The organism is Methylobacterium durans, from assembly GCF_003173715.1.
GTDB lineage: Bacteria > Pseudomonadota > Alphaproteobacteria > Rhizobiales > Beijerinckiaceae > Methylobacterium > Methylobacterium durans.
Genome location: NZ_CP029550.1, coordinates 2,936,357 through 2,953,800 on the forward strand (window position 1 = coordinate 2,936,357; position 17,444 = coordinate 2,953,800).

At 71.3% G+C, this 17,444-nt stretch carries 21 protein-coding genes and 1 pseudogene; 11 read left to right on the forward strand and 11 right to left on the reverse strand.

Translation table 11 applies throughout. From position 1 onward, the window contains the following. The first annotated feature begins 51 nt into the window (after nt 1-51). Both phoU and phoB read left to right on the forward strand, forming a co-directional pair. Nucleotides 52-771: a phosphate signaling complex protein PhoU gene (gene phoU / locus DK389_RS13435; protein WP_109890248.1), complete on the forward strand. Its 720-nt coding sequence runs from the start codon at nt 52-54 to the stop codon at nt 769-771. 14 nt (nt 772-785) lie between these two features. Further along, nucleotides 786-1,487, forward strand: coding sequence for a phosphate regulon transcriptional regulator PhoB (gene phoB / locus DK389_RS13440; protein WP_109890250.1), 702 nt, complete (start codon nt 786-788; stop codon nt 1,485-1,487). A gap of 213 nt (nt 1,488-1,700) precedes the next feature. On the opposite strand, the gene ruvA is transcribed toward phoB, so the two are convergent. Then, nucleotides 1,701-2,318, reverse strand: a complete 618-nt coding sequence (gene ruvA, locus DK389_RS13445; protein WP_109890252.1) for a Holliday junction branch migration protein RuvA — start codon at nt 2,316-2,318, stop codon at nt 1,701-1,703. Nucleotides 2,319-2,464: 146 nt separating this feature from the next. Between ruvA and DK389_RS13450 the strand changes: the two genes are divergently transcribed. Next, nucleotides 2,465-3,097, forward strand: a complete 633-nt coding sequence (locus DK389_RS13450) for a YceI family protein (RefSeq protein WP_109890257.1) — start codon at nt 2,465-2,467, stop codon at nt 3,095-3,097. Between the two features lie 3 nt (nt 3,098-3,100). On the opposite strand, the gene ruvC is transcribed toward DK389_RS13450, so the two are convergent. The 8 genes from ruvC to DK389_RS13495 all read right to left on the reverse strand — a co-directional run bounded on the left by ruvC (nt 3,101) and on the right by DK389_RS13495 (nt 9,408). After that, complete coding sequence (gene ruvC, locus DK389_RS13455) at nt 3,101-3,664, reverse strand: crossover junction endodeoxyribonuclease RuvC (protein ID WP_109890259.1); 564 nt, start codon at nt 3,662-3,664, stop codon at nt 3,101-3,103. 25 nt (nt 3,665-3,689) lie between these two features. After that, nucleotides 3,690-4,313 (reverse strand): hypothetical protein, encoded by a 624-nt coding sequence (locus DK389_RS13460; RefSeq protein ID WP_109890261.1) that lies wholly within the window; start codon nt 4,311-4,313, stop codon nt 3,690-3,692. A gap of 13 nt (nt 4,314-4,326) precedes the next feature. Further along, complete coding sequence (locus DK389_RS13465) at nt 4,327-4,551, reverse strand: DUF2188 domain-containing protein (protein ID WP_109890263.1); 225 nt, start codon at nt 4,549-4,551, stop codon at nt 4,327-4,329. A 158-nt stretch (nt 4,552-4,709) separates the two neighbouring features. Next, entirely contained in the window at nt 4,710-5,456 is a 747-nt protein-coding gene (locus DK389_RS13470; RefSeq protein WP_109890265.1) for a YebC/PmpR family DNA-binding transcriptional regulator, read from the reverse strand. Between the two features lie 303 nt (nt 5,457-5,759). Beyond that, nucleotides 5,760-6,521, reverse strand: a complete 762-nt coding sequence (locus tag DK389_RS13480) for an HAD-IA family hydrolase (protein ID WP_109890269.1) — start codon at nt 6,519-6,521, stop codon at nt 5,760-5,762. After that, nucleotides 6,515-7,201 (reverse strand): ribulose-phosphate 3-epimerase, encoded by a 687-nt coding sequence (rpe, locus tag DK389_RS13485; RefSeq protein WP_109890271.1) that lies wholly within the window; start codon nt 7,199-7,201, stop codon nt 6,515-6,517. The genes DK389_RS13480 and rpe overlap by 7 nt, the downstream gene beginning before the upstream one ends. A gap of 157 nt (nt 7,202-7,358) precedes the next feature. Beyond that, nucleotides 7,359-8,219: a phosphoribulokinase gene (locus DK389_RS13490; RefSeq protein WP_109890273.1), complete on the reverse strand. Its 861-nt coding sequence runs from the start codon at nt 8,217-8,219 to the stop codon at nt 7,359-7,361. Nucleotides 8,220-8,337: 118 nt separating this feature from the next. Further along, entirely contained in the window at nt 8,338-9,408 is a 1,071-nt protein-coding gene (locus DK389_RS13495) for a class 1 fructose-bisphosphatase (RefSeq protein ID WP_109890275.1), read from the reverse strand. 199 nt (nt 9,409-9,607) lie between these two features. Here DK389_RS13495 and DK389_RS13500 point away from each other — a divergent pair, with 199 nt between their 5' ends. Both DK389_RS13500 and DK389_RS13505 read left to right on the forward strand, forming a co-directional pair. Beyond that, the gene (locus tag DK389_RS13500; RefSeq protein WP_109890277.1) at nt 9,608-10,579 is read left to right on the forward strand and encodes a LysR family transcriptional regulator; all 972 of its coding nucleotides are present in this window, start codon (nt 9,608-9,610) and stop codon (nt 10,577-10,579) included. Beyond that, nucleotides 10,576-11,810 (forward strand): annotated as a pseudogene (locus DK389_RS13505) (NAD(P)/FAD-dependent oxidoreductase). Before DK389_RS13500 ends, DK389_RS13505 begins: the two are co-directional and overlap by 4 nt. Before the next feature lie 19 nt (nt 11,811-11,829). Here the strand turns inward: DK389_RS13505 and DK389_RS13510 are convergent. Then, nucleotides 11,830-12,105, reverse strand: a complete 276-nt coding sequence (locus DK389_RS13510) for a helix-turn-helix domain-containing protein (protein ID WP_109896365.1) — start codon at nt 12,103-12,105, stop codon at nt 11,830-11,832. A 386-nt stretch (nt 12,106-12,491) separates the two neighbouring features. Here DK389_RS13510 and DK389_RS13515 point away from each other — a divergent pair, with 386 nt between their 5' ends. From DK389_RS13515 to DK389_RS33420, 6 genes are all read left to right on the forward strand, one after another. Continuing rightward, nucleotides 12,492-12,995: an META domain-containing protein gene (locus tag DK389_RS13515; RefSeq protein WP_109890279.1), complete on the forward strand. Its 504-nt coding sequence runs from the start codon at nt 12,492-12,494 to the stop codon at nt 12,993-12,995. A gap of 125 nt (nt 12,996-13,120) precedes the next feature. Continuing rightward, nucleotides 13,121-13,297, forward strand: coding sequence for a hypothetical protein (locus tag DK389_RS32360; protein ID WP_162560406.1), 177 nt, complete (start codon nt 13,121-13,123; stop codon nt 13,295-13,297). Nucleotides 13,298-13,527: 230 nt separating this feature from the next. Next, complete coding sequence (cysK, locus tag DK389_RS13520) at nt 13,528-14,505, forward strand: cysteine synthase A (protein ID WP_109890281.1); 978 nt, start codon at nt 13,528-13,530, stop codon at nt 14,503-14,505. A gap of 121 nt (nt 14,506-14,626) precedes the next feature. Beyond that, nucleotides 14,627-14,956 (forward strand): hypothetical protein, encoded by a 330-nt coding sequence (locus DK389_RS13525; RefSeq protein WP_109896367.1) that lies wholly within the window; start codon nt 14,627-14,629, stop codon nt 14,954-14,956. Beyond that, nucleotides 14,956-15,282, forward strand: a complete 327-nt coding sequence (locus DK389_RS13530; RefSeq protein WP_109890283.1) for a hypothetical protein — start codon at nt 14,956-14,958, stop codon at nt 15,280-15,282. Before DK389_RS13525 ends, DK389_RS13530 begins: the two co-directional genes overlap by 1 nt. 24 nt (nt 15,283-15,306) lie before the next feature. Then, nucleotides 15,307-15,483 carry a hypothetical protein gene (locus DK389_RS33420; RefSeq protein WP_194075201.1) on the forward strand — a complete coding sequence of 59 codons (177 nt, stop codon included), beginning with the start codon at nt 15,307-15,309 and terminating at the stop codon, nt 15,481-15,483. 67 nt (nt 15,484-15,550) lie between these two features. On the opposite strand, the gene typA is transcribed toward DK389_RS33420, so the two are convergent. Beyond that, a complete protein-coding gene (gene typA / locus DK389_RS13535) occupies nt 15,551-17,377 on the reverse strand; it encodes a translational GTPase TypA (RefSeq protein WP_109890284.1) in 1,827 nt (608 codons plus the stop codon). Nucleotides 17,378-17,444: the final 67 nt, after the last annotated feature.

Sequence of the window (17,444 nt, forward strand, 5' to 3'; positions counted from 1 at the left end):
CCGGTCCATTCCCGTTCTCCCGTTCCCGCGCCAGCCCCGAGGATCACGACCATGTCCGAGCACATCGTCACCTCCTACGACAACGATCTCAACGACCTGCGCCGGTCGATCTCGGAGATGGGGGGCGTCGCCGAGAAGATGATGGCCGAGGCGAGCCAGGCGCTGGTCCGCCGCGACACGGTGCTCGCCCAGGCCGTGATCGCCGCCGACAAGCGCCTCGACGTGCTCCAGCGCGAGATCGAGGAGCGCGCCGTCCTCCTCATCGCCCGGCGCCAGCCGCTCGCCATCGACCTGCGCGAGACGATCTCGGCGATCCGGGTCTCGGGCGATCTCGAGCGGATCGGGGATCTCGCGAAGAACATCGCCAAGCGCGTCGTTGCGATCAGCGATCAGGCCCAGCCGCAGAAGATCGTGCTCGGCGTGCAGCACATGAGCGACCTCGTGCAGGAGCAGCTCAAGGACGTCCTCGACGCCTACGCCAGCCGGGACACGAAATCCGCCCACGACGTCTGGGAGCGGGACGGGGCGATCGACGCCCTCTACAATTCCCTGTTCCGTGAACTCCTGACCTACATGATGGAAGATCCGCGCAACATCTCGTTCTGCACGCATCTCCTGTTCTGCGCCAAGAACGTGGAGCGGATCGGCGACCATACCACCAACATCGCCGAGACGATCCACTACCTCGCCACCGGCGAGACGCTCGCCATCGAGCGCCCGAAGAACGACGCCTCGAACTACGCGACGGTTTTGCCGGGCGTGGGAGCCTGAAGGCGCGAGCAGGCATGAGCACGCGGATCCTGATCGTCGAGGACGAGGAGGCCCTGACCCTCCTCCTGCGCTACAACCTGGAGGCCGAGGGCTTCACGGTCGATTCCGCCATCCGCGGCGACGAGGCGGAGATCCGCCTCGCCGAGCAGGTGCCGGACCTCGTCCTCCTCGACTGGATGCTTCCGGGACTCTCCGGGATCGAACTCTGCCGCCGCATCCGGGCGCGGCGGGAGACCGAGCGGCTGCCCGTCATCATGCTGACCGCCCGCGGCGAGGAGGGGGACCGCATCCGCGGCCTCGGCACGGGGGCGGACGACTACATCGTCAAGCCGTTCTCGGTGCCCGAGCTTCTGGCCCGCGTGCGCGCCCTCCTGCGGCGGGCCAAGCCCGCGCACGTGGCGAACCTGCTGGTGGCCGGCGACATCGAGCTCGACCGGGTCAGCCACCGGATCCGCCGCTCGGGCCGCGAGATCCATCTCGGACCGACCGAGTTCAAGCTCCTCGAATTCCTGATGCAGAGCCCGGGACGGGTCTTCTCGCGGGAGCAGCTCCTCGACGGGGTCTGGGGCCACGACGTCTACATCGACGAGCGCACGGTGGACGTGCATGTCGGCCGCCTGCGCAAGGCCATCAACCGGGCCCGCCAGTCCGATCCGATCCGCACGGTGCGCGGCTCCGGCTATTCCTTCGACGAGATGTTCTCGGGCGTCGAGTAGTCGGAACCCGGTGCCGATGCAGCCGTAGGTGGTCTAGGCGCGGCGATGATCGCGGCGGCGGAGCGATCACGAACGCGACGTCGGCGCGTTGATCGCGCACAGGCCGCTGGCGGGAGCCGGACGCAGCCCGCCCCATGAAAATCGGCAGCCGGATCCGTGGGATATCCGATTCTGACGAGGGTGCCGGGCGCGCGGGATGCGGGCCGGGCCGCGTCAGCGCGCCAGTTCGCGCAGGCCGAGCCGGATCAGGGTCTTCGCCTCCGCACCCTCGCCCGCGCCCTTCATCGCGGCGGCGACCGCGGCGGAGGCCTGGACCTGCGGGTAGCCGAGATTGACCAGCGCCGAGATCGCGTCCGCCACGGGCTGGGGCGCGGTGCGGTCCTCGACGGCGCCGGTGAGCGCGATCAGGGCGGGGTCGATCGGCGCGAAGGCGGGCGCCTTGTCCTTCAGTTCGGCGACGAGCCGGGCGGCCAGCCGCGGGCCGACGCCGGGCGCGCGCGCGATGGCGCCCTTGTCGCCCGTGGCGATGGCGGTGGCGAGGTTGGCCGGCTCCAGCACCGAGAGGACGCCGAGCGCCACCCGGCTGCCGACGCCCTGCACGGTCTGGAGCAGGCGGAACCATTCCCGCTCCGCGTCCGAGCGGAAGCCGTAGAGGCGGATCATGTCCTCGCGGACATGGGTCTCGATCGAGAGGTCCGCCGCCTCGCCGGGCTGCGGCAGGCGCTGCAGCGTGCGGGCGGAGCAATGCACCACGTAGCCGACGCCGTTCACGTCGAGGATGACGAAATCCTCGCCGTAGGAATCCACCAAGCCCCTGAGCTTCCCGATCATCGAGCCGTCCGTTCCAATCCCGAGACCCTGCCCTACAGGGTCCCGGGTCCTGTCGCCAACGCGGCCTTGAGCCGCCGCCGGGTTCGTGAAATCAAGGTCCGCGCCCCGGCCGGGGCAAGCCACCCGACGATTCGAGCGACCGCCCGATGCGCCTGACCGCGTCCTTCCCCTTCCGCGCCGCCGGCCTCGCCGCCGCCCTCGTCCTCGCCGGACCCGCCGCGGCGGAGAATCCGGGCGCCCCGACGACCGACCCGACGCAGGTGCGCCCCGGCGCCTACCTGCTCGACCCGGCCCACGGCAAGATCACGTGGTCGGTGAGCCATCTCGGCTACTCGACCTATTACGGCCAGATCACCGACGTGGCGGCGCAGGCCAGCCTCGACCCGAAGGAGCCGGGCAAGAGCCGGATCACGGTCACGATCGGGATCGACAGCGTGAACGGCCTCAACGACAAGCTCAACCAGCACCTGAAGACGCCGGATTTCTTCGACGCGGCGAAATTCCCGACCGCGACCTTCACCTCGACCTCGGTGGAGCCGACGAGCCCGACCACGGCCCGGATCAACGGCGACCTCACCCTGCGCGGCGTGACGAAGCCCGTCTCCTTCGACGCGACCTTCAACCAGGCCGGGATCAGCCCCGTCGACAAGAAGTACACGGTCGGCTTCGACGGGCGCACGGTGCTCAAGCGCTCGGAGTTCGGCATCAACGCCTTCCTGCCCGTGCTCGGCGACGAGGTGTCGCTGCGCCTCGAGGGCGAGTTCAAGGCGGTGGAGTAGCCCTCAACCCCGGGCGAGCGCGGCCGCGATCCGCGCCGCCGCCGGGCCGCCGACGCCCGCTGGCAGGTGCCGGCTCTTGAGGGCATGCGCCCCGCGGTGGTTGGCGTGGGTGATGGCGATGGCGAGCGCGTCGGCCGCGTCGGCGAGCTTGAACTCGGCCTTCGGCAGCAGGAATTTCACCATCGCCTGGATCTGCACCTTCTCGGCGTGGCCCGAGCCCGCGACCGTCTTCTTGATGAGGTTGGCCGCATACTCGAAGACCGGCACCCCGGCGAGCGCCGGCACCAGCAGCGCGACGGCGCGGGCGTGGCCGAGCTTCAGCGTCGCCTGCGCGTCCTTGTTGACGAAGGTCTCCTCCACCGCGACCTCGTCGGGCCGAAACGCCTCGACGGTGCGGGTGATGCCCTCGTAGAGCTCGCGCAGGCGCAGGGCCAGCGGCAGGTCGCCGTCGGAGGTGATGGCGCCGCAGCCCACATAGGCGAGCTTCGACCCGGCCGCCTCGATCACGCCCCAGCCGGTGCGGCGCAGGCCCGGATCGATGCCGAGGATGCGGACGGGGGCACTCATGGGGTCTCTCCTGATGCGGCGGACCCTAGCGGTTCGCAGGATGCGCCGCCACCCATCGCCGCATCCCCGCGAGCAGTTCGGGGATGGGCTGTCGCTCGACATCCCGGTCCGAGTAGCCGCGCTCCGTTAAGGCATCGTAGTTGACGGCGACGAAGTCGTTGAACCGGTCCCACATCGCCGAGGGCCCGGGCGCGCTCAGGTTCTCCTCGGCCGAGAGCCAGTTCCGGACCTCGCTGAGTACGCTGAGCGGCTCGTTGCCGTGCACGGCGATGTCGGAGTTCGACAGGTCCGAGAGGGCGGCCTGGTAGCGGTATCGCTCGGCCTCGAGGATCAGGCACTTCTTGGAGCGGAGCGCGTCGGCGCCGTAGAGGCGACAGCCGACATCGAGCCCAAGCTCGAACGGCATGTTCAGGCGGTAGTACTCGCCCTTGCGCGCCGCCTGGATCCGCGACAGGTCGTGGATGCCGAACCGCGACTCCCGGATGAGCGCGACGATCTTCTCGATGCGGGGTTCGCCTGAGTTCAGGCGCTCCAGGGCGATCCTGGGCTCGTAGCCGAGATCGAGCAGGCAGAAGAGCAGCGGCCGCAGGAGCGGCAGGTAGGCGTCGTCGAACGGGCAGTTGACGAAGACGTTCGTCTCGAACGGCACGCGCCGCGACCCTTCAGCCGCGCGTCGGCTCCGGCCCGCTCCCGTATCGATCCCGCGCGCTGATCGTGCCGTCCCGGCGATGGACGTAGAGGTCCGCGCCCGCCTCGCGGGCCCGCTCGCGCGCGTAGCGGATCGCCTCGGCCTGCGTCGCGAAGATGCGGGAGGCGCGCGCCGCCCCTGACGGACGCACGCTCCACCGGCCGCCGGGACGCGAGATGACGTGCTGGGCCTTCTTCATCGCGCTTGCCGGGCCGTCCTCGCCTGAGCCGAACCGGAACTCTGTCCTACGCGCCGCGGAAGGCAAGTCCCTCGCGGCCGGTCCGTGCGGCCCCTACGAAACTGTGATCGTCCCGGCCGCTCCGGCAAGGGGAGCGGCGCGGTACGCGGGTCGGCTCCTCACGCCGCGAGCTTCGCCATCAGCGCATCGGAGAGGGCGAAGTTGACGTAGACGTTCTGGACGTCGTCCTGGTCCTCGATCACCTCGACGAGGCGGATCAGCTTCTCTCCGGTCTCGTCGTCGACGTCGATCGTCGTCTGCGCCTTCCAGACGAGGGCGGTGCGGCTCGGCTCGCCGAAGCGGGCCTCCAGCGCCTTCGTCACCTCGCCGTAGGAATCCTGCGCGCAGGTCACCTCGTGGCCGTGCTCGTCCGAGCGCACGTCGTCCGCGCCCGCCTCGATCGCGGCCTCCAGCATCGCGTCGGCGTCGGCGACGGATGCGGGGAAGGCGACGATGCCGACCCGGTCGAACAGGAAGGCGACGGCGCCGGTCTCGGCGAGGCTGCCGCCGGACTTGGTGAAGGCCGAGCGCACGTCGGAGGCGGTGCGGTTGCGGTTGTCGGTCTGCGCCTCGACGATGAGGGCGGCCCCGCCCGGGCCGTAGCCCTCGTAGCGGATCTCCTCGTAATTCTCGCCCTCGCCGCCGGCCGCCTTCTTGATGGCGCGCTCGATGTTGTCCTTGGGCATGTTCTCGGCCCGGGCCGCGAGGATCGCGGCGCGCAGGCGCGGGTTCATGGCGGGATCGGGCGTGCCGAGCTTGGCCGCCACCGTGATCTCGCGGGCGAGCTTGCCGAAGACCTTCGAGCGGACGGCGTCCACCCGGCCCTTGCGGTGCATGATGTTCTTGAACTGGGAATGGCCGGCCATGGCGTGACCTTGTCGGTTCGTTCGCGACGGAGAAACGCGGCCGCCACCCGGCCCCATCCTCGACGTCGCCGCGTTGGGAAGAGCGCGGTTATAGGCCGGCGCCCCGGCGGGAGGCAACGCGAGCGATGACGGGTCAGGCGGGCGGGAGCGGATCGGACGGGATCGGAGAGCGGTCGGAGCGCGGGCAGGGCCCCCGGGCCGGCGGTCGCTGGCTCCGGCTCGGCCTCGCGGCGGCGCTCGGCGCGCTCGCCGGGGCGACGCTCTTTCCCCGGAAGGCGCAGGGGGACGACGGCGAGGCGCCCCTCAGGCGGCCGCGGCCTCGCGGCGGGCGTGCCACTCCCTGAGGGACGCGAGGGTCACGACGCCGCCGGGCCAGTCCTGGCCGGCGATGTGGCGGTGCGGGTGGCCGGGCTCGCCGAGGTCGGACAGGGCCGAGAAGGCGCCGTCGAGGCGGTGGCTCTCGGTGTAGCGGCTGCGGGTGGCGATCACCGGCAGGCCCGCATCGAGGGCCGAGCGGATGCCGGCCGCCGAATCCTCGAAGGCGATGGCCTCCTCCGGCGCCACGCCGAGGCGGCGCAGCGCCAGCTCGAACACGTCCGGCGCCGGCTTCTTGCGGGCCGCCTCGTCGCCGCAGGCGATCACGTCGAAGGGCCGGTCTCCCGCCGGGAAATTGACCTCGACCAGCCGGTCGACGTTCGGCCGGCTCGTGGTGGTGGCGACCGCGAGCTTGACGCCCCCGGCCCGCGCCTCCGCCAGGAGGCGGGCGATGCCGGGACGGAGCGCCAGCGCGCCGCTCACCACGAGGTCGCCGTAATGGCGCGTCTTGCGGTCGTGGATCTCCGGCATGCGGGGGCGCAGGGCCTCCGCCTCGGCGGGATGGGCGGTCTCGATGTAGTGGAGGAGCCGCTCCTTGCCGCCCATCACGGCGAGGAGATCGGCGTAGAGGGGCGGATCCCAGTGCCAGGGCAAGCCGAGATCCGCGAAGGCGCGGTTGAAGGCCTGCCGGTGCAGGTCCTCGGTCTCGGCGAGCGTCCCGTCGACGTCGAAGATCAGGGCCCTCAACACGACAGGGCGCTCCCGCCGGCCTCGGCGGCGCCGGCGCGGATCGCCGCGATGTGGCGGGCGTAGTGCTCCGGCCCCTCCCGGAAGACCGCGTTGCCGGCCACGAACACGTTGGCGCCCGCGGCCGCCGCGCGCCGCACCGTCTCCGGGCCGATGCCGCCGTCGACCTCGATGTCGATCGCCCGGCCCGCCGTCATCGCCCGCACCCGGGAAACGGTCTCGAGCGCGCCGCCGATGAAGCTCTGGCCGCCGAAGCCGGGATTGACCGTCATGACGAGGACGAGGTCGACCATGTCGAGGACGGGCTCGACCGCCGCGGCCGGCGTGCCGGGATTGAGGGCGAGCCCCGCGCGCTTGCCGAGCCCCCGGATGGTCTGGAGCGAGCGGTGGACGTGCGGGCCGGCCTCCGCGTGGATCGTGATGATGTCGGCGCCGGCCTCCGCGAAGGCGGCGAGGTAGGGGTCGGCCGGGGCGATCATCAGGTGCACGTCGAAGACCTTGCGCGAGTGCGGGCGCAGGGCCTTGATCACCGGCGGGCCGAAGGTGAGGTTCGGCACGAAATGCCCGTCCATCACGTCGAGATGGATCCAGTCGGCCCCGGCCGCGTCGACCGCGCGCACCTCCTCGCCGAGCTTGGCGAAGTCGGCCGAGAGGATCGAGGGCGCGATGATGGGGCTCGTCATGGGAACAGCAGGGTCCTGGTCGGCGTAAGGGGACCGCGGGCGTCTCCCGCACCGCGATATCATGCTTGAGGCGGCCTCCGGCGGGAAGTTCGCCCTTCGGGTATGTCGTTTCGTCGCGTGAAGGTCCGTCGTGGCGCTCGTCCGTCTCTCGGCGGGGTCAGGCGAGGCGCCGGCGGCGCTCCACGAGCTGCATGATGATCGGCGTCAGGATGAGCTGCATCGCGAGGTCGAGCTTGCCGCCCGGGATCACGATGGAGTTCGCCCGGCTCATGAAGCTGTCGTGGATCATCGAGACGAGATACGAGAAGTCGATCCCCTTCGGATCCTTGAAGCGGATCACCACCATCGACTCGTCGGCGGTCGGGATCCAGCGGGCGATGAAGGGGTTCGAGGTGTCGACCGTCGGCACCCGCTGGAAGTTGATGTCCGTCCAGGAGAATTGCGGGCAGATCGTCTGCACGTAATCGGGCATCCGGCGCAGGATCACGTCGGTGACGGCCTCGGTGGAGTAGCCGCGGAACGAGCGGTCCCGGTGCAGCTTCTGGATCCATTCGAGGTTGATCACCGGCACGACGCCGATCTTGAGGTCGGCGTAGCGGGCGATGTCCACGGTCTCGTTGACGACGCAGCCGTGCAGGCCCTCGTAGAACAGGAGGTCCGAGCCCGGCGGGAAATCCTCCCAGGCGCTGAAGGTGCCGGGCGCGGTGCCGTACTGGGCCGCGTCCGCCGCGTCGTGGGCGTAGTGCCGGGTGCGGCCGGTGCCGGATTCGGCGTAGGTGCGGAACACCTCCTCCAGCTCCGGCAGCAGGTTGGCGCGCGGCGCGAAGTGGCTGAGCGTCGGCTCGGCCGCCATGCGCGTGCGCATGCTCTCCCGGTCGAAGGCGTGAAAGGCGTCGCCCTCGATGTAGACGGCGCTCACGTCCTCGCGGCGGAAGATCTGCTCGAAGGTGTTGCGGACCGAGGTGGTCCCGGCTCCCGAGGAGCCTGTCACCGAGATGATGGGATGGCGGGCGGACATCGTGGGTCGATCGACGATACTCTACGCTGGCGGAGGCTATTGAGGTCCGGCGGAGCCGGATTGCAGTCTGGCGGAGCCTGGGCCGGGCCGCGTCGCCTCTCGGCGCGGCTCCGTCCACTCATCCGCGCATCAGCCCGCGCTGGCCGAACAGCGGCGAGCGGCCGGCGGCGTGGTTGCGGCCGCCGAAATACTTGGCGACGCAGGCGACCTCCTCCTGGGAGCCGAACACCAGCGGCACGCGCTCGTGGATGCCGGTCGCCTCGATGTCGAGGATGCGGCGCTCGCCGTCGGTGGCGCCGGCGCCCGCCTGCTCCATCAGCATGGCGATCGGGGCGGCCTCGTAGAGGAGGCGCAGGCGCCCTTGCGCGTAGCCCTTGCGGTTGTCGCCCGGGTACAGGAACACGCCGCCGCGCATCAGCACCCGCTGCGCGTCGGCCACCAGGGAGCCGAGCCAGCGCATGTTGAAATCCTTGTCGCGGGGGCCGTCCGCGCCGCGCAGGCAATCCTCGATGAAGGCCCTGATCGGCGTGTCCCAGTGGCGGCCGTTCGAGGCGTTGATCGCGAATTCCTTGGCGGCGACCGGCACGTCGAGACTCGGATGGGTCAGGCGGAAGGCGCGCTCCGCCCGGTCGAGCACGAAGACCTGGGTGCCGTGGCCGAGGGTGAGGACCAGGGCGGTGGCCGGCCCGTAGGTGACGAAGCCGGCCGCGCGCTGCGCGGTGCCCGGCGAGGTGAAGGATTCGGGGCCGGTGGCACCGGGCACCGCCGGGCGGATGCCGAAGATCGTGCCGACCGCCATGTTGACGCCGATGTTCGACGAGCCGTCGAGAGGGTCGATGGCGACGGCCAGCGGCGCGCCCGGGTTCAGGCGCATCACGTCCTCGGCCTCCTCGGAGGCGACCTCCGCCACGGGCGCGGCCCGCAGGGCCTCGGTGACGCGCTGATGGGCGATCACGTCGAGGGCCTTCTGGACGTCGCCGTCGCTGTTCTGGGCGCCCGTCGCCGCGAGGTCGCCGCCGAGCGCGCCGCGCCCGATCACCTCGCTGATGTCGATCGCCGCCCCGGCGATCGCCGCGACGACGGCGGCGACGTCCGTGAGGCTCCCGTCCCCGGCGACGGCCTGCGCCAGGCACGCGTCGAGCCGCGCGCCGACCGCCCAAGATCCTCCCCCTGATCCTCCCGTCGCCATCGGATGTTCGTCCTTCCTTGCTGCATCGCGGCTGACGGGGCCGCGTCCCGCGACGCCCCCGCCCGTGACCGAACCCATAGCTGCGAAGGCGCCGGCATGATACCGCCCGCCTCCGCCGCGACGCCAGGGGGCTTCACTCTGGGCGGGAAAGAATTCTAAAAAAACTTGCGAGCCTCTACAAAAAAACTAGAACCGAGCCATGCGTAACCTGTCCCTCAAACAGCTCCAGGCGGTCGCCGCCGTCGCCCGGCTCGGCACGATGACCCGGGCCGCGCAGGAACTCAACGTCACCTCGGCCGCGCTCTACGCCCGGATCCGCCAGCTGGAGGAGGAGGCGGGCCTCCTCCTGTTCGACCGCACGCCCACCGGCCTCAAGCCGACCGATGCGGGCCGCGAGATGCTCTGGGCGATCGACAGCATCAACACGGTGCTGGAGACCTGCACGGACCGCCTGCGGACGCTCAAGGGCGGCGGCGGCGGGCGCGTGACGATGGGCGTCGTCTCGACGGCGAAGTACTTCGCGCCGCAGGTGATCGCGGGCTTCGTCGGGCGCTATCCCGGCGTCGAGATCAACCTCTCGGTGGGCAACCGCGGCAGCACGGTCGAGGCGCTGCGCAATTACGAGATCGACTTCGCGATCATGGGCCGGCCGCCGCGCGACTTCGCGATCGAGGCCGAGATCTTCGGGCCGCACCCGATCGTGCTGATCGCCGCGCCGTCGAACCCCCTCGCCGGGCGCAAGGGGCTGACCCGCGCCGACCTCTCGGAGGAATCCTTCCTCGTGCGCGAGGAAGGGTCGGGCACCCGCACGGTGTTCGAGGAATTCATGAGCGGCGTCATCATCAAGCGGGCGAAGCTCGGCATCGATTCCGGCTCGAACGAGACGATCAAGCAGGCGGTGATGGCGGGCCTCGGCATCGCGCTCCTCTCCGCCCACACGGTGGCGGCCGAGGTGGAATCGGGCCGCCTCATCACCCTCGACGTGCAGGGCCTGCCGATCCGGCGCGACTGGTACGCGGTGCGCCGGGCCGACAAGGTGCTGAGCCCCGCCGCCCGCGCCTTCTGGGAATACCTGATGCAGGACGGCGCCCGCTGGCTGCCGGGCCTGGACGCCCTCGGCACGGCCGATGCGAGCCCCGCCGCGGGGCCGCGGGCCGAGGCCAGCGCGTGAGCGGCACCGTCATCGTCGGCGGCGGGCAGGCGGGCTTCCAGGTGGCGGCCTCCCTGCGCGAGGCGGGCTACGCCGATCCGATCGTCCTCCTCGGCGACGAGCCGGGCCTGCCCTACCAGCGTCCGCCGCTCTCGAAGGCCTATCTCGCCGGCAAGACCGACGCGGAGGGCCTGAACCTGCGCCCGGCGAGCTACCTCGCCGAGCACTGCATCCTGCACCGGCCGGAGACCCGCGCCGCGCGGATCGAGCGGGACGCGAGGCGCCTGATCCTGGGGGACGGGGAGAGCCTCCCTTACGACCATCTCGTCCTCGCCACCGGCGCCCGCAACCGCGCGCTTCCGGTGCCGGGCGCGGACTTCGCCGGGGTGCGCCAGCTCAGGGGCCTCGCGGACGCGGATCACCTCAAGGAGGTGCTCTCCGCGGCCGAGCGGGTCGTCGTGGTGGGTGCGGGCTTCATCGGCCTCGAATTCGCCGCTGTCGCCGCCGCGCGGGGGCTCGCGGTCACCGTGGTCGAGGCGGCGGGGCGGCCGATGGCGCGGGCGGTCTCGGCCGAGACCGGCGCCTTCTTCACGGCCGCGCACGAGGATTGGGGCGTCCGCTTCCTGTTCGGGGCCGGCGTCGAGGCGATCCTGGGCGAGGCCGGACGGGCGACCGGGATCCGGCTCGCGGGGGCACGGAGCTGCCCGCCGACCTCGTCCTCGTCGGCATCGGCGTCGTGCCGAACGCGGAGCTCGCCGCGGAGGCCGGGCTTGCGGTGGCGGACGGGATCCGCGTCGACGCGACCCTCTCGACCGACGATCCAGCGATCTCGGCGCTCGGCGACTGCGCCCGCTTCCCTTCGCCCTTCGCCCGGGGCCTCACCCCGGACGGCACCGTGCGCATCGAATCGGTGCAGAACGCGATCGATCAGGCCCGCTGCGTCGCCGGCCGGCTCGCCGGGCGCCCCGCCGCCTACGGCGCCGTACCCTGGTTCTGGAGCGACCAGGGCCGCCACAAGCTGCAGATCGCGGGACTGGCGGGGCCGGACGACGCGAGCGTCCCGCGGGGCTCGGGCGACGCCTTCTCGGTGTTCCGCTTCCGGAACGGGACGCTCCGGGCCGTCGAATCCGTCAACCGGGCCGGCGACCACATGGTCGCCCGCCGCCTCCTCGCTGCGGGGACGCCGCTGAGCCCCGAGCAGGCGGCCGATCCCGGCTTCGACCTCAAGGCGCTCGCGAGCGCGCGCGCCTGAGCCGTCTCCTGAGGCACCTTCAGCGGTCGTTCTCGGTGGTGAGGTCGCCGAGGCGCGTTCCCTCGTCCGGCGCGGCGCGCCGCTCGAGATGCACGCCGGGGCAATCCCCGTTCGTGAAGACGGCGCCCGCCCGCATGAGGGCGCTGCGCAGGGCCTCGATCTGCCCCGGCGCCGGGTCGTTCTGGCCCGCCTCGAAGCTGCGCACGAAGGAGACGTCGAGCCCGACCTTGGCCGCGAGGTCCGCCTCGGACCAGCCGAGGAGGCCGCGCGCCGCCCGCGATTGCGCCGCGCTCATGGAGGCCCCGACATGGCCGCTCTGCTGACCCTCGTCCGATCCGGTCACGATGCTTCTCCTCACGCGCACAGCCGTCGCGCGGCCGCATCCTCCCGCGCCCGCGCCGTCCTCGACAACGGCCGAGGCGGCGCGATCGTTTCCCGCGGATCGGGATCTCGCGCGCTTCCTCCGGCGCGCGGTTTTCCGGGGGACGGGTGAAAAGCCGCCCTTTCCCTCTGCTTGACCATATTTGTGCTGAAATCTTATCGGATGGGGCCTCTCGCACGTCTCGGAAACGGGGCTTCGGCCCGGCGCGACCAGCGCCCGTCGGCGTGCAGCGGAACCGGCGCCGAGCCGGTCCGGGAGCGAGAAACCACGCGATGCACGCGAGAGATGGGGGCCAGACCATGAGAGCGATTTGGATCGCCGCGCTGGCCTGCGCCGTCGCGGCCGGGGCGACGGCCACGGCTACGGACGCGCAGGCTCAGGGTGTGACCGGCTTCGGCAAGGCGAACCGCCGGCCGGGCGGGGAGGAGAAGCAGCCGCAATACATCCCGTCCGCGAAGCCGACCGAGAAGATCTTCCCGCTCGACGCGACCTGGACGGCGGTGAGCCTCAACGGCAAGTCCTTCGGCGGCCTCGACCGCCCGAGCTTCATCATCGACAAGCAGTACCGCGCCCGCGGCTACGGCGGCTGCAACACCTTCGCGGCCACCGCCTTCCCCCTGCGCGAGCAGCACCTCGCGGTGGGTCCGCTCGCGATCACCAAGAAGTCCTGCGAGAAGGGCCTCTCGGCCGTCGAGCAGAGCTTCTTCCTGGCGCTGCGCACCGCGGGCGCCTGGGACATCGTCGGCTCCCAGCTCGTGATCAAGAGCCAGAACGGCGAGCTGCGCCTGGAGCGCTCGCTCTGAGGCCCGCGACTTAAGCGGCCGTTGACCACGTTCGACGGTCGTCCGCCCTGACCCCTCGGGGATTCACCGGGGCTTGAGGCCCGGCGGTGCCTGCTTCGTCCCGAGCGAGGGACGAAGGCAGCCGCATGCGTCAGATCATCGGGTTCCGGGCCGACGCGGCCGTCGAGCGGCCGCACGCGCGGGTGGATCTGCGCTATAGCGCGCCGGCCTCCCTCCATCCGGGCGCGGCCTGGATCGCGGCCGGCACGACCCTGCTCGGCACCCTCGCGCTCCTCGGCCTGCGCCTCGGATTCCTGCCCTGAGCCCGGAGTCCGGCCGCCGACCGGGTCCGGAATTCAACCTCCTTCCGCGATCCCGAAAACCGCCCGGCGCCGCCCGTCGGAGGGCTATGCGCGCCCGTAAATCACGTCGCAAGACTGTGAATTACAAGGTACCTCGACGCGTTCCGGGAATTCGGCTACGCGTCGGCTCTGACGGCAGACGCCGCCCGCTCGCGGCGTTCATCGCGAACATTGCCGCTCAGGAGACATCCATGGCCGATTCCGCAGTTTCGTCCCCCACCGGCAAGCCGGGCCACGGCCGCGTCTTCGGGTCGATCACCGAGACGATCGGCAACACGCCCCTGGTTCGTCTCAACCGCCTGCCCCAGGAGCGCGGCATCGACGCCGAGATCCTGCTGAAGCTCGAGTTCTTCAACCCGATCGCGAGCGTCAAGGACCGCATCGGCGTGAACATGATCGATGCGCTCGAAGCCTCCGGCCGCCTCAAGCCCGGCGGCACCCTGGTCGAGCCGACCTCGGGCAATACCGGCATCGCGCTCGCCTTCGTGGCGGCCGCCCGCGGCTACCGCCTGATCCTCGTGATGCCCGAGACGATGTCGCTGGAGCGGCGCAAGATGCTCGCCTTCCTCGGCGCCGAGCTCGCGCTCACCCCCGGCCCGCAGGGCATGAAGGGCGCCATCGCCAAGGCGGAGGAACTCCTGACGGAGATCCCGGGCGCGGTGATGCCCCAGCAATTCGAGAACCCGGCGAACCCCGAGATCCACCGCAAGACGACAGCCGAGGAGATCTGGAACGACACGCAGGGCCAGCTCGACGCCTTCGTGGCGGGCGTGGGCACCGGCGGCACCGTCACCGGCGTCGGCCAGGTGCTGAAGCCGCGCCTGCCGAACCTGCACGTGGTCGCGGTCGAGCCGGAGGATTCCCCGGTCCTGTCCGGCGGCCAGCCCGGCCCGCACAAGATCCAGGGCATCGGCGCCGGTTTCGTACCCGGCATCCTCGACCGCTCCGTGATCGACGAGGTGCTCACGGTCTCGAACCAGACGGCCTTCGAGACGGCACGCCTGCTCGGGCGCCTGGAGGGCATTCCGGGCGGCATCTCGACCGGCGGCAACGTCGCCGCGGCGCTGGAGCTCGCGAGCCGGCCCGAATTCAAGGGCAAGCGCATCGTCACCGTCGCCTGTTCCTTCGCCGAGCGCTACATCTCCTCGGCGCTGTTCGAGGGCATCTGACGGAAAGCCGGGCCCGGCCCCGCGCCGGGCCCGCCACCCGCGGATTGCGCCCGGGGACGCAACCCCTCAGGGCCGCTGCCGGTTGTCCCGCCACATGCGCAGGATCAGCCGGAGGATGGCCATGACGGACCAGGACCGCGACCGCGAGTCGCTCAAGGATTTCGACGCCTACGCCGACCGCAACGGCCAGGATCTCGGGGGCGATTCCCCTCTCGACGTCGGCGTGCCGAGCCGGACGCAGCGCGACCTGCGCAGCGATCCCTCCGGCGAGGCCGAGAGCGCGCGGCTCGCGAGCGGCTTCCCGCGCCAGGACGCCACCGACGCGACGGAGGCCGAGACGCCGCCCGAGAACCTGCGCCGCATCCGCGGCGACGGCGACACCCCGTCCGCGACCGACGAGGCGATCGACCGCGCCACGGCGGCGGTGGGCCAGGACGACGGGAAGCGCTGATGGGCGGCGACAGCATCCCGACCGAGACCGTCACCCGCAAGCCCGACGCCGATGTCGGCAGCCCCGGCGGCCCGCCCGCCGGCGGCGGCCGCCAGACGGACCAGCAGGCCGCGATCACCCGGACCGAGGCGGGCGGCCGGTCCGATGCCGAGCGCAAGCAGGGGTGGGAGACGGCCGGCGGCGAGCCCGGCCGCGCCCCGCCGACGCCCGGCGGTTCCTCGGCGGGCCATTCCGACCAGCAGGCCTCCCGCGGCCCGGACGCGGACCGGAAGGTCGCGGGCGGCGGCTCGGTCTACGAGCGCGCGCCCGATCGCGGCGGGCGCTGACGCGAGCACGCGGAGGGGACGGCGATGGGTGACGACAGGCGCGACGACGATCGCGAGGCCGCCGACAGGCCGAAGGGCAAGCCCGCCAACATCGCGCCGGACGCGGTGAAGGACCCGAACGAGAAGACCGAGGGCAAGCCGGGCCTCGGCGGCGGAGGCGGCTCGCAATCCGAGGACGAGACGGATCCGGGCAGCGGCTGAGGGGTCCTCACGGCGCGCCGAGGCGCGAGGCCGCCGTCCCGGAGGCCGGGACGGCGAGAGGCCGAGCTCAGGCGCTCACCGCCTCCTTGGCGCGCTCGGCCCGCTTGCGGTCGTTCGGGTCGAGGACGGTCTTGCGCAGGCGGATCGATTTCGGCGTGACTTCCATCAGCTCGTCGTCCTGGATCCAGGCGAGCGACTTCTCCAGCGTCATCCGGATCGGCGGCGTCAGGCGCACGGCCTCGTCCTTCGAGGTGGTGCGGATGTTCGTCAGCTTCTTGCCCTTGAGCACGTTCACCTCGAGATCGTTCTCGCGGTTGTGCTCGCCCACGATCATGCCCTGGTAAACCTTGGCGCCGGGCTCGATCATCATCGGGCCGCGGTCCTCGAGGTTCCACATGGCGTAGGCCACGGCCTCGCCCTTGTCGTTCGAGATCAGCACGCCGTTGCGGCGGCCGGCGATCTCGCCCTTGTAGGGCTCGTAGGCCTTGAACAGGCGGTTCATGATCGCGGTGCCGCGGGTGTCCGTCATCAGCTCGCCCTGGTAGCCGATCAGGCCCCGGGTCGGCGCGTGGAAGACGAGGCGCAGGCGGTCGCCGCCGGAGGGCCGCATCTCCAGCATCTCGGCCTTCCGCTCGGACATCTTCTGGACGACGACGCCGGAATGCTCCTCGTCCACGTCGATCACGACCTCCTCGACGGGCTCCAGGAGCTCGCCGTCCTCGCCTTTCTCGTAGACCACGCGGGGGCGCGAGACCGCGATCTCGAAGCCCTCGCGGCGCATGGTCTCGATCAGGATCGAGAGCTGCAGCTCGCCGCGGCCCGAGACGTAGAACGAGTCCTTGTCGGCCGCTTCCTCGATCTTGAGCGTGACGTTGCCCTCGGCCTCCTTGAACAGGCGGTCGCGGATCATGCGGCTCGTCACCTTGTCGCCCTCGGTGCCCGCGAGCGGGCTGTCGTTGACGATGAAGGACATGGTCACGGTCGGCGGGTCGATCGGCTGGGCCTGGATCGGCGTGTCGACCTGCGGGTCGCAGAACGTGTCGGCCACCGTGCCCTTCACGAGGCCCGCGATCGAGACGATGTCGCCCGCCTCGCCGACCTCGATCGGCTGGCGCTCCAGGCCGCGGAAGGCGAGGATCTTCGAGACGCGTCCGGTCTCGACCACCTTGCCCGAGCGGTCGAGCACCTTGATCGACTGGTTCGGCTTCACCGTGCCCGACGCGATGCGCCCGGTGATGATGCGGCCGAGGAAGGGATTGGCCTCCAACAGTGTGCCGAGCATGCGGAACGGGCCGTCCTCGGTCTTGGCCGGGGGCACGTGCTCCAGCACGAGGTCGAACATCGGCGCGAGGCCGTCCTCCTGCGAACCGTCCGGCGCGTTCGCCATCCAGCCGTTGCGGCCCGAGCCGTAGAGGATCGGGAAGTCGAGCTGCTCGTCGGTGGCGTCGAGGGCCGCGAACAGGTCGAAGACCTCGTTGACGACCTCGTTGATGCGCGCGTCCGGCCGGTCGACCTTGTTGACGGCCACGATCGGGCGCAGGCCGATCTTGAGCGCCTTCGAGACCACGAACTTGGTCTGCGGCATCGGGCCCTCGGCGGCGTCGACCAGCACGACCACGCCGTCCACCATCGAGAGGATGCGCTCGACCTCGCCGCCGAAATCGGCGTGGCCGGGGGTGTCGACGATGTTGATGCGCGTGTCCTTCCAGACCACCGAAGTGGCCTTGGCCAGGATGGTGATGCCGCGCTCCTTCTCGAGGTCGTTCGAATCCATCGCCCGTTCCTCGACCCGCTGGTTCTCGCGGAAGGAGCCGGATTGCTGGAGGAGCTTGTCGACGAGGGTCGTCTTGCCGTGGTCGACGTGGGCGATGATGGCGATGTTGCGCAGCTTCATGGGGTATCCGAAGCGGGTAGAACCCGTCACGGGGCGGGCCGCAGAGGGCGGCCGGCCACGCCGGGTA

Excerpts from the sequence above, each read along its gene's own strand:
- phoU (WP_109890248.1), top strand. The coding sequence starts at position 52 with ATGTCCGAGCACATCGTCACCTCCTACGACAACGATCTCAACGACCTG.
- phoB (WP_109890250.1), top strand. The coding sequence starts at position 786 with ATGAGCACGCGGATCCTGATCGTCGAGGACGAGGAGGCCCTGACCCTC.
- ruvA (WP_109890252.1), bottom strand. The coding sequence starts at position 2,318 with ATGATCGGGAAGCTCAGGGGCTTGGTGGATTCCTACGGCGAGGATTTC.
- DK389_RS13450 (WP_109890257.1), top strand. The coding sequence starts at position 2,465 with ATGCGCCTGACCGCGTCCTTCCCCTTCCGCGCCGCCGGCCTCGCCGCC.
- ruvC (WP_109890259.1), bottom strand. The coding sequence starts at position 3,664 with ATGAGTGCCCCCGTCCGCATCCTCGGCATCGATCCGGGCCTGCGCCGC.
- DK389_RS13465 (WP_109890263.1), bottom strand. The coding sequence starts at position 4,551 with ATGAAGAAGGCCCAGCACGTCATCTCGCGTCCCGGCGGCCGGTGGAGC.
- DK389_RS13470 (WP_109890265.1), bottom strand. The coding sequence starts at position 5,456 with ATGGCCGGCCATTCCCAGTTCAAGAACATCATGCACCGCAAGGGCCGG.
- rpe (WP_109890271.1), bottom strand. The coding sequence starts at position 7,201 with ATGACGAGCCCCATCATCGCGCCCTCGATCCTCTCGGCCGACTTCGCC.
- DK389_RS13490 (WP_109890273.1), bottom strand. The coding sequence starts at position 8,219 with ATGTCCGCCCGCCATCCCATCATCTCGGTGACAGGCTCCTCGGGAGCC.
- DK389_RS13495 (WP_109890275.1), bottom strand. The coding sequence starts at position 9,408 with ATGGCGACGGGAGGATCAGGGGGAGGATCTTGGGCGGTCGGCGCGCGG.
- DK389_RS13500 (WP_109890277.1), top strand. The coding sequence starts at position 9,608 with ATGCGTAACCTGTCCCTCAAACAGCTCCAGGCGGTCGCCGCCGTCGCC.
- DK389_RS13510 (WP_109896365.1), bottom strand. The coding sequence starts at position 12,105 with ATGAGCGCGGCGCAATCGCGGGCGGCGCGCGGCCTCCTCGGCTGGTCC.
- DK389_RS13515 (WP_109890279.1), top strand. The coding sequence starts at position 12,492 with ATGAGAGCGATTTGGATCGCCGCGCTGGCCTGCGCCGTCGCGGCCGGG.
- DK389_RS32360 (WP_162560406.1), top strand. The coding sequence starts at position 13,121 with ATGCGTCAGATCATCGGGTTCCGGGCCGACGCGGCCGTCGAGCGGCCG.
- cysK (WP_109890281.1), top strand. The coding sequence starts at position 13,528 with ATGGCCGATTCCGCAGTTTCGTCCCCCACCGGCAAGCCGGGCCACGGC.
- DK389_RS13525 (WP_109896367.1), top strand. The coding sequence starts at position 14,627 with ATGACGGACCAGGACCGCGACCGCGAGTCGCTCAAGGATTTCGACGCC.
- DK389_RS13530 (WP_109890283.1), top strand. The coding sequence starts at position 14,956 with ATGGGCGGCGACAGCATCCCGACCGAGACCGTCACCCGCAAGCCCGAC.
- DK389_RS33420 (WP_194075201.1), top strand. The coding sequence starts at position 15,307 with ATGGGTGACGACAGGCGCGACGACGATCGCGAGGCCGCCGACAGGCCG.
- typA (WP_109890284.1), bottom strand. The coding sequence starts at position 17,377 with ATGAAGCTGCGCAACATCGCCATCATCGCCCACGTCGACCACGGCAAG.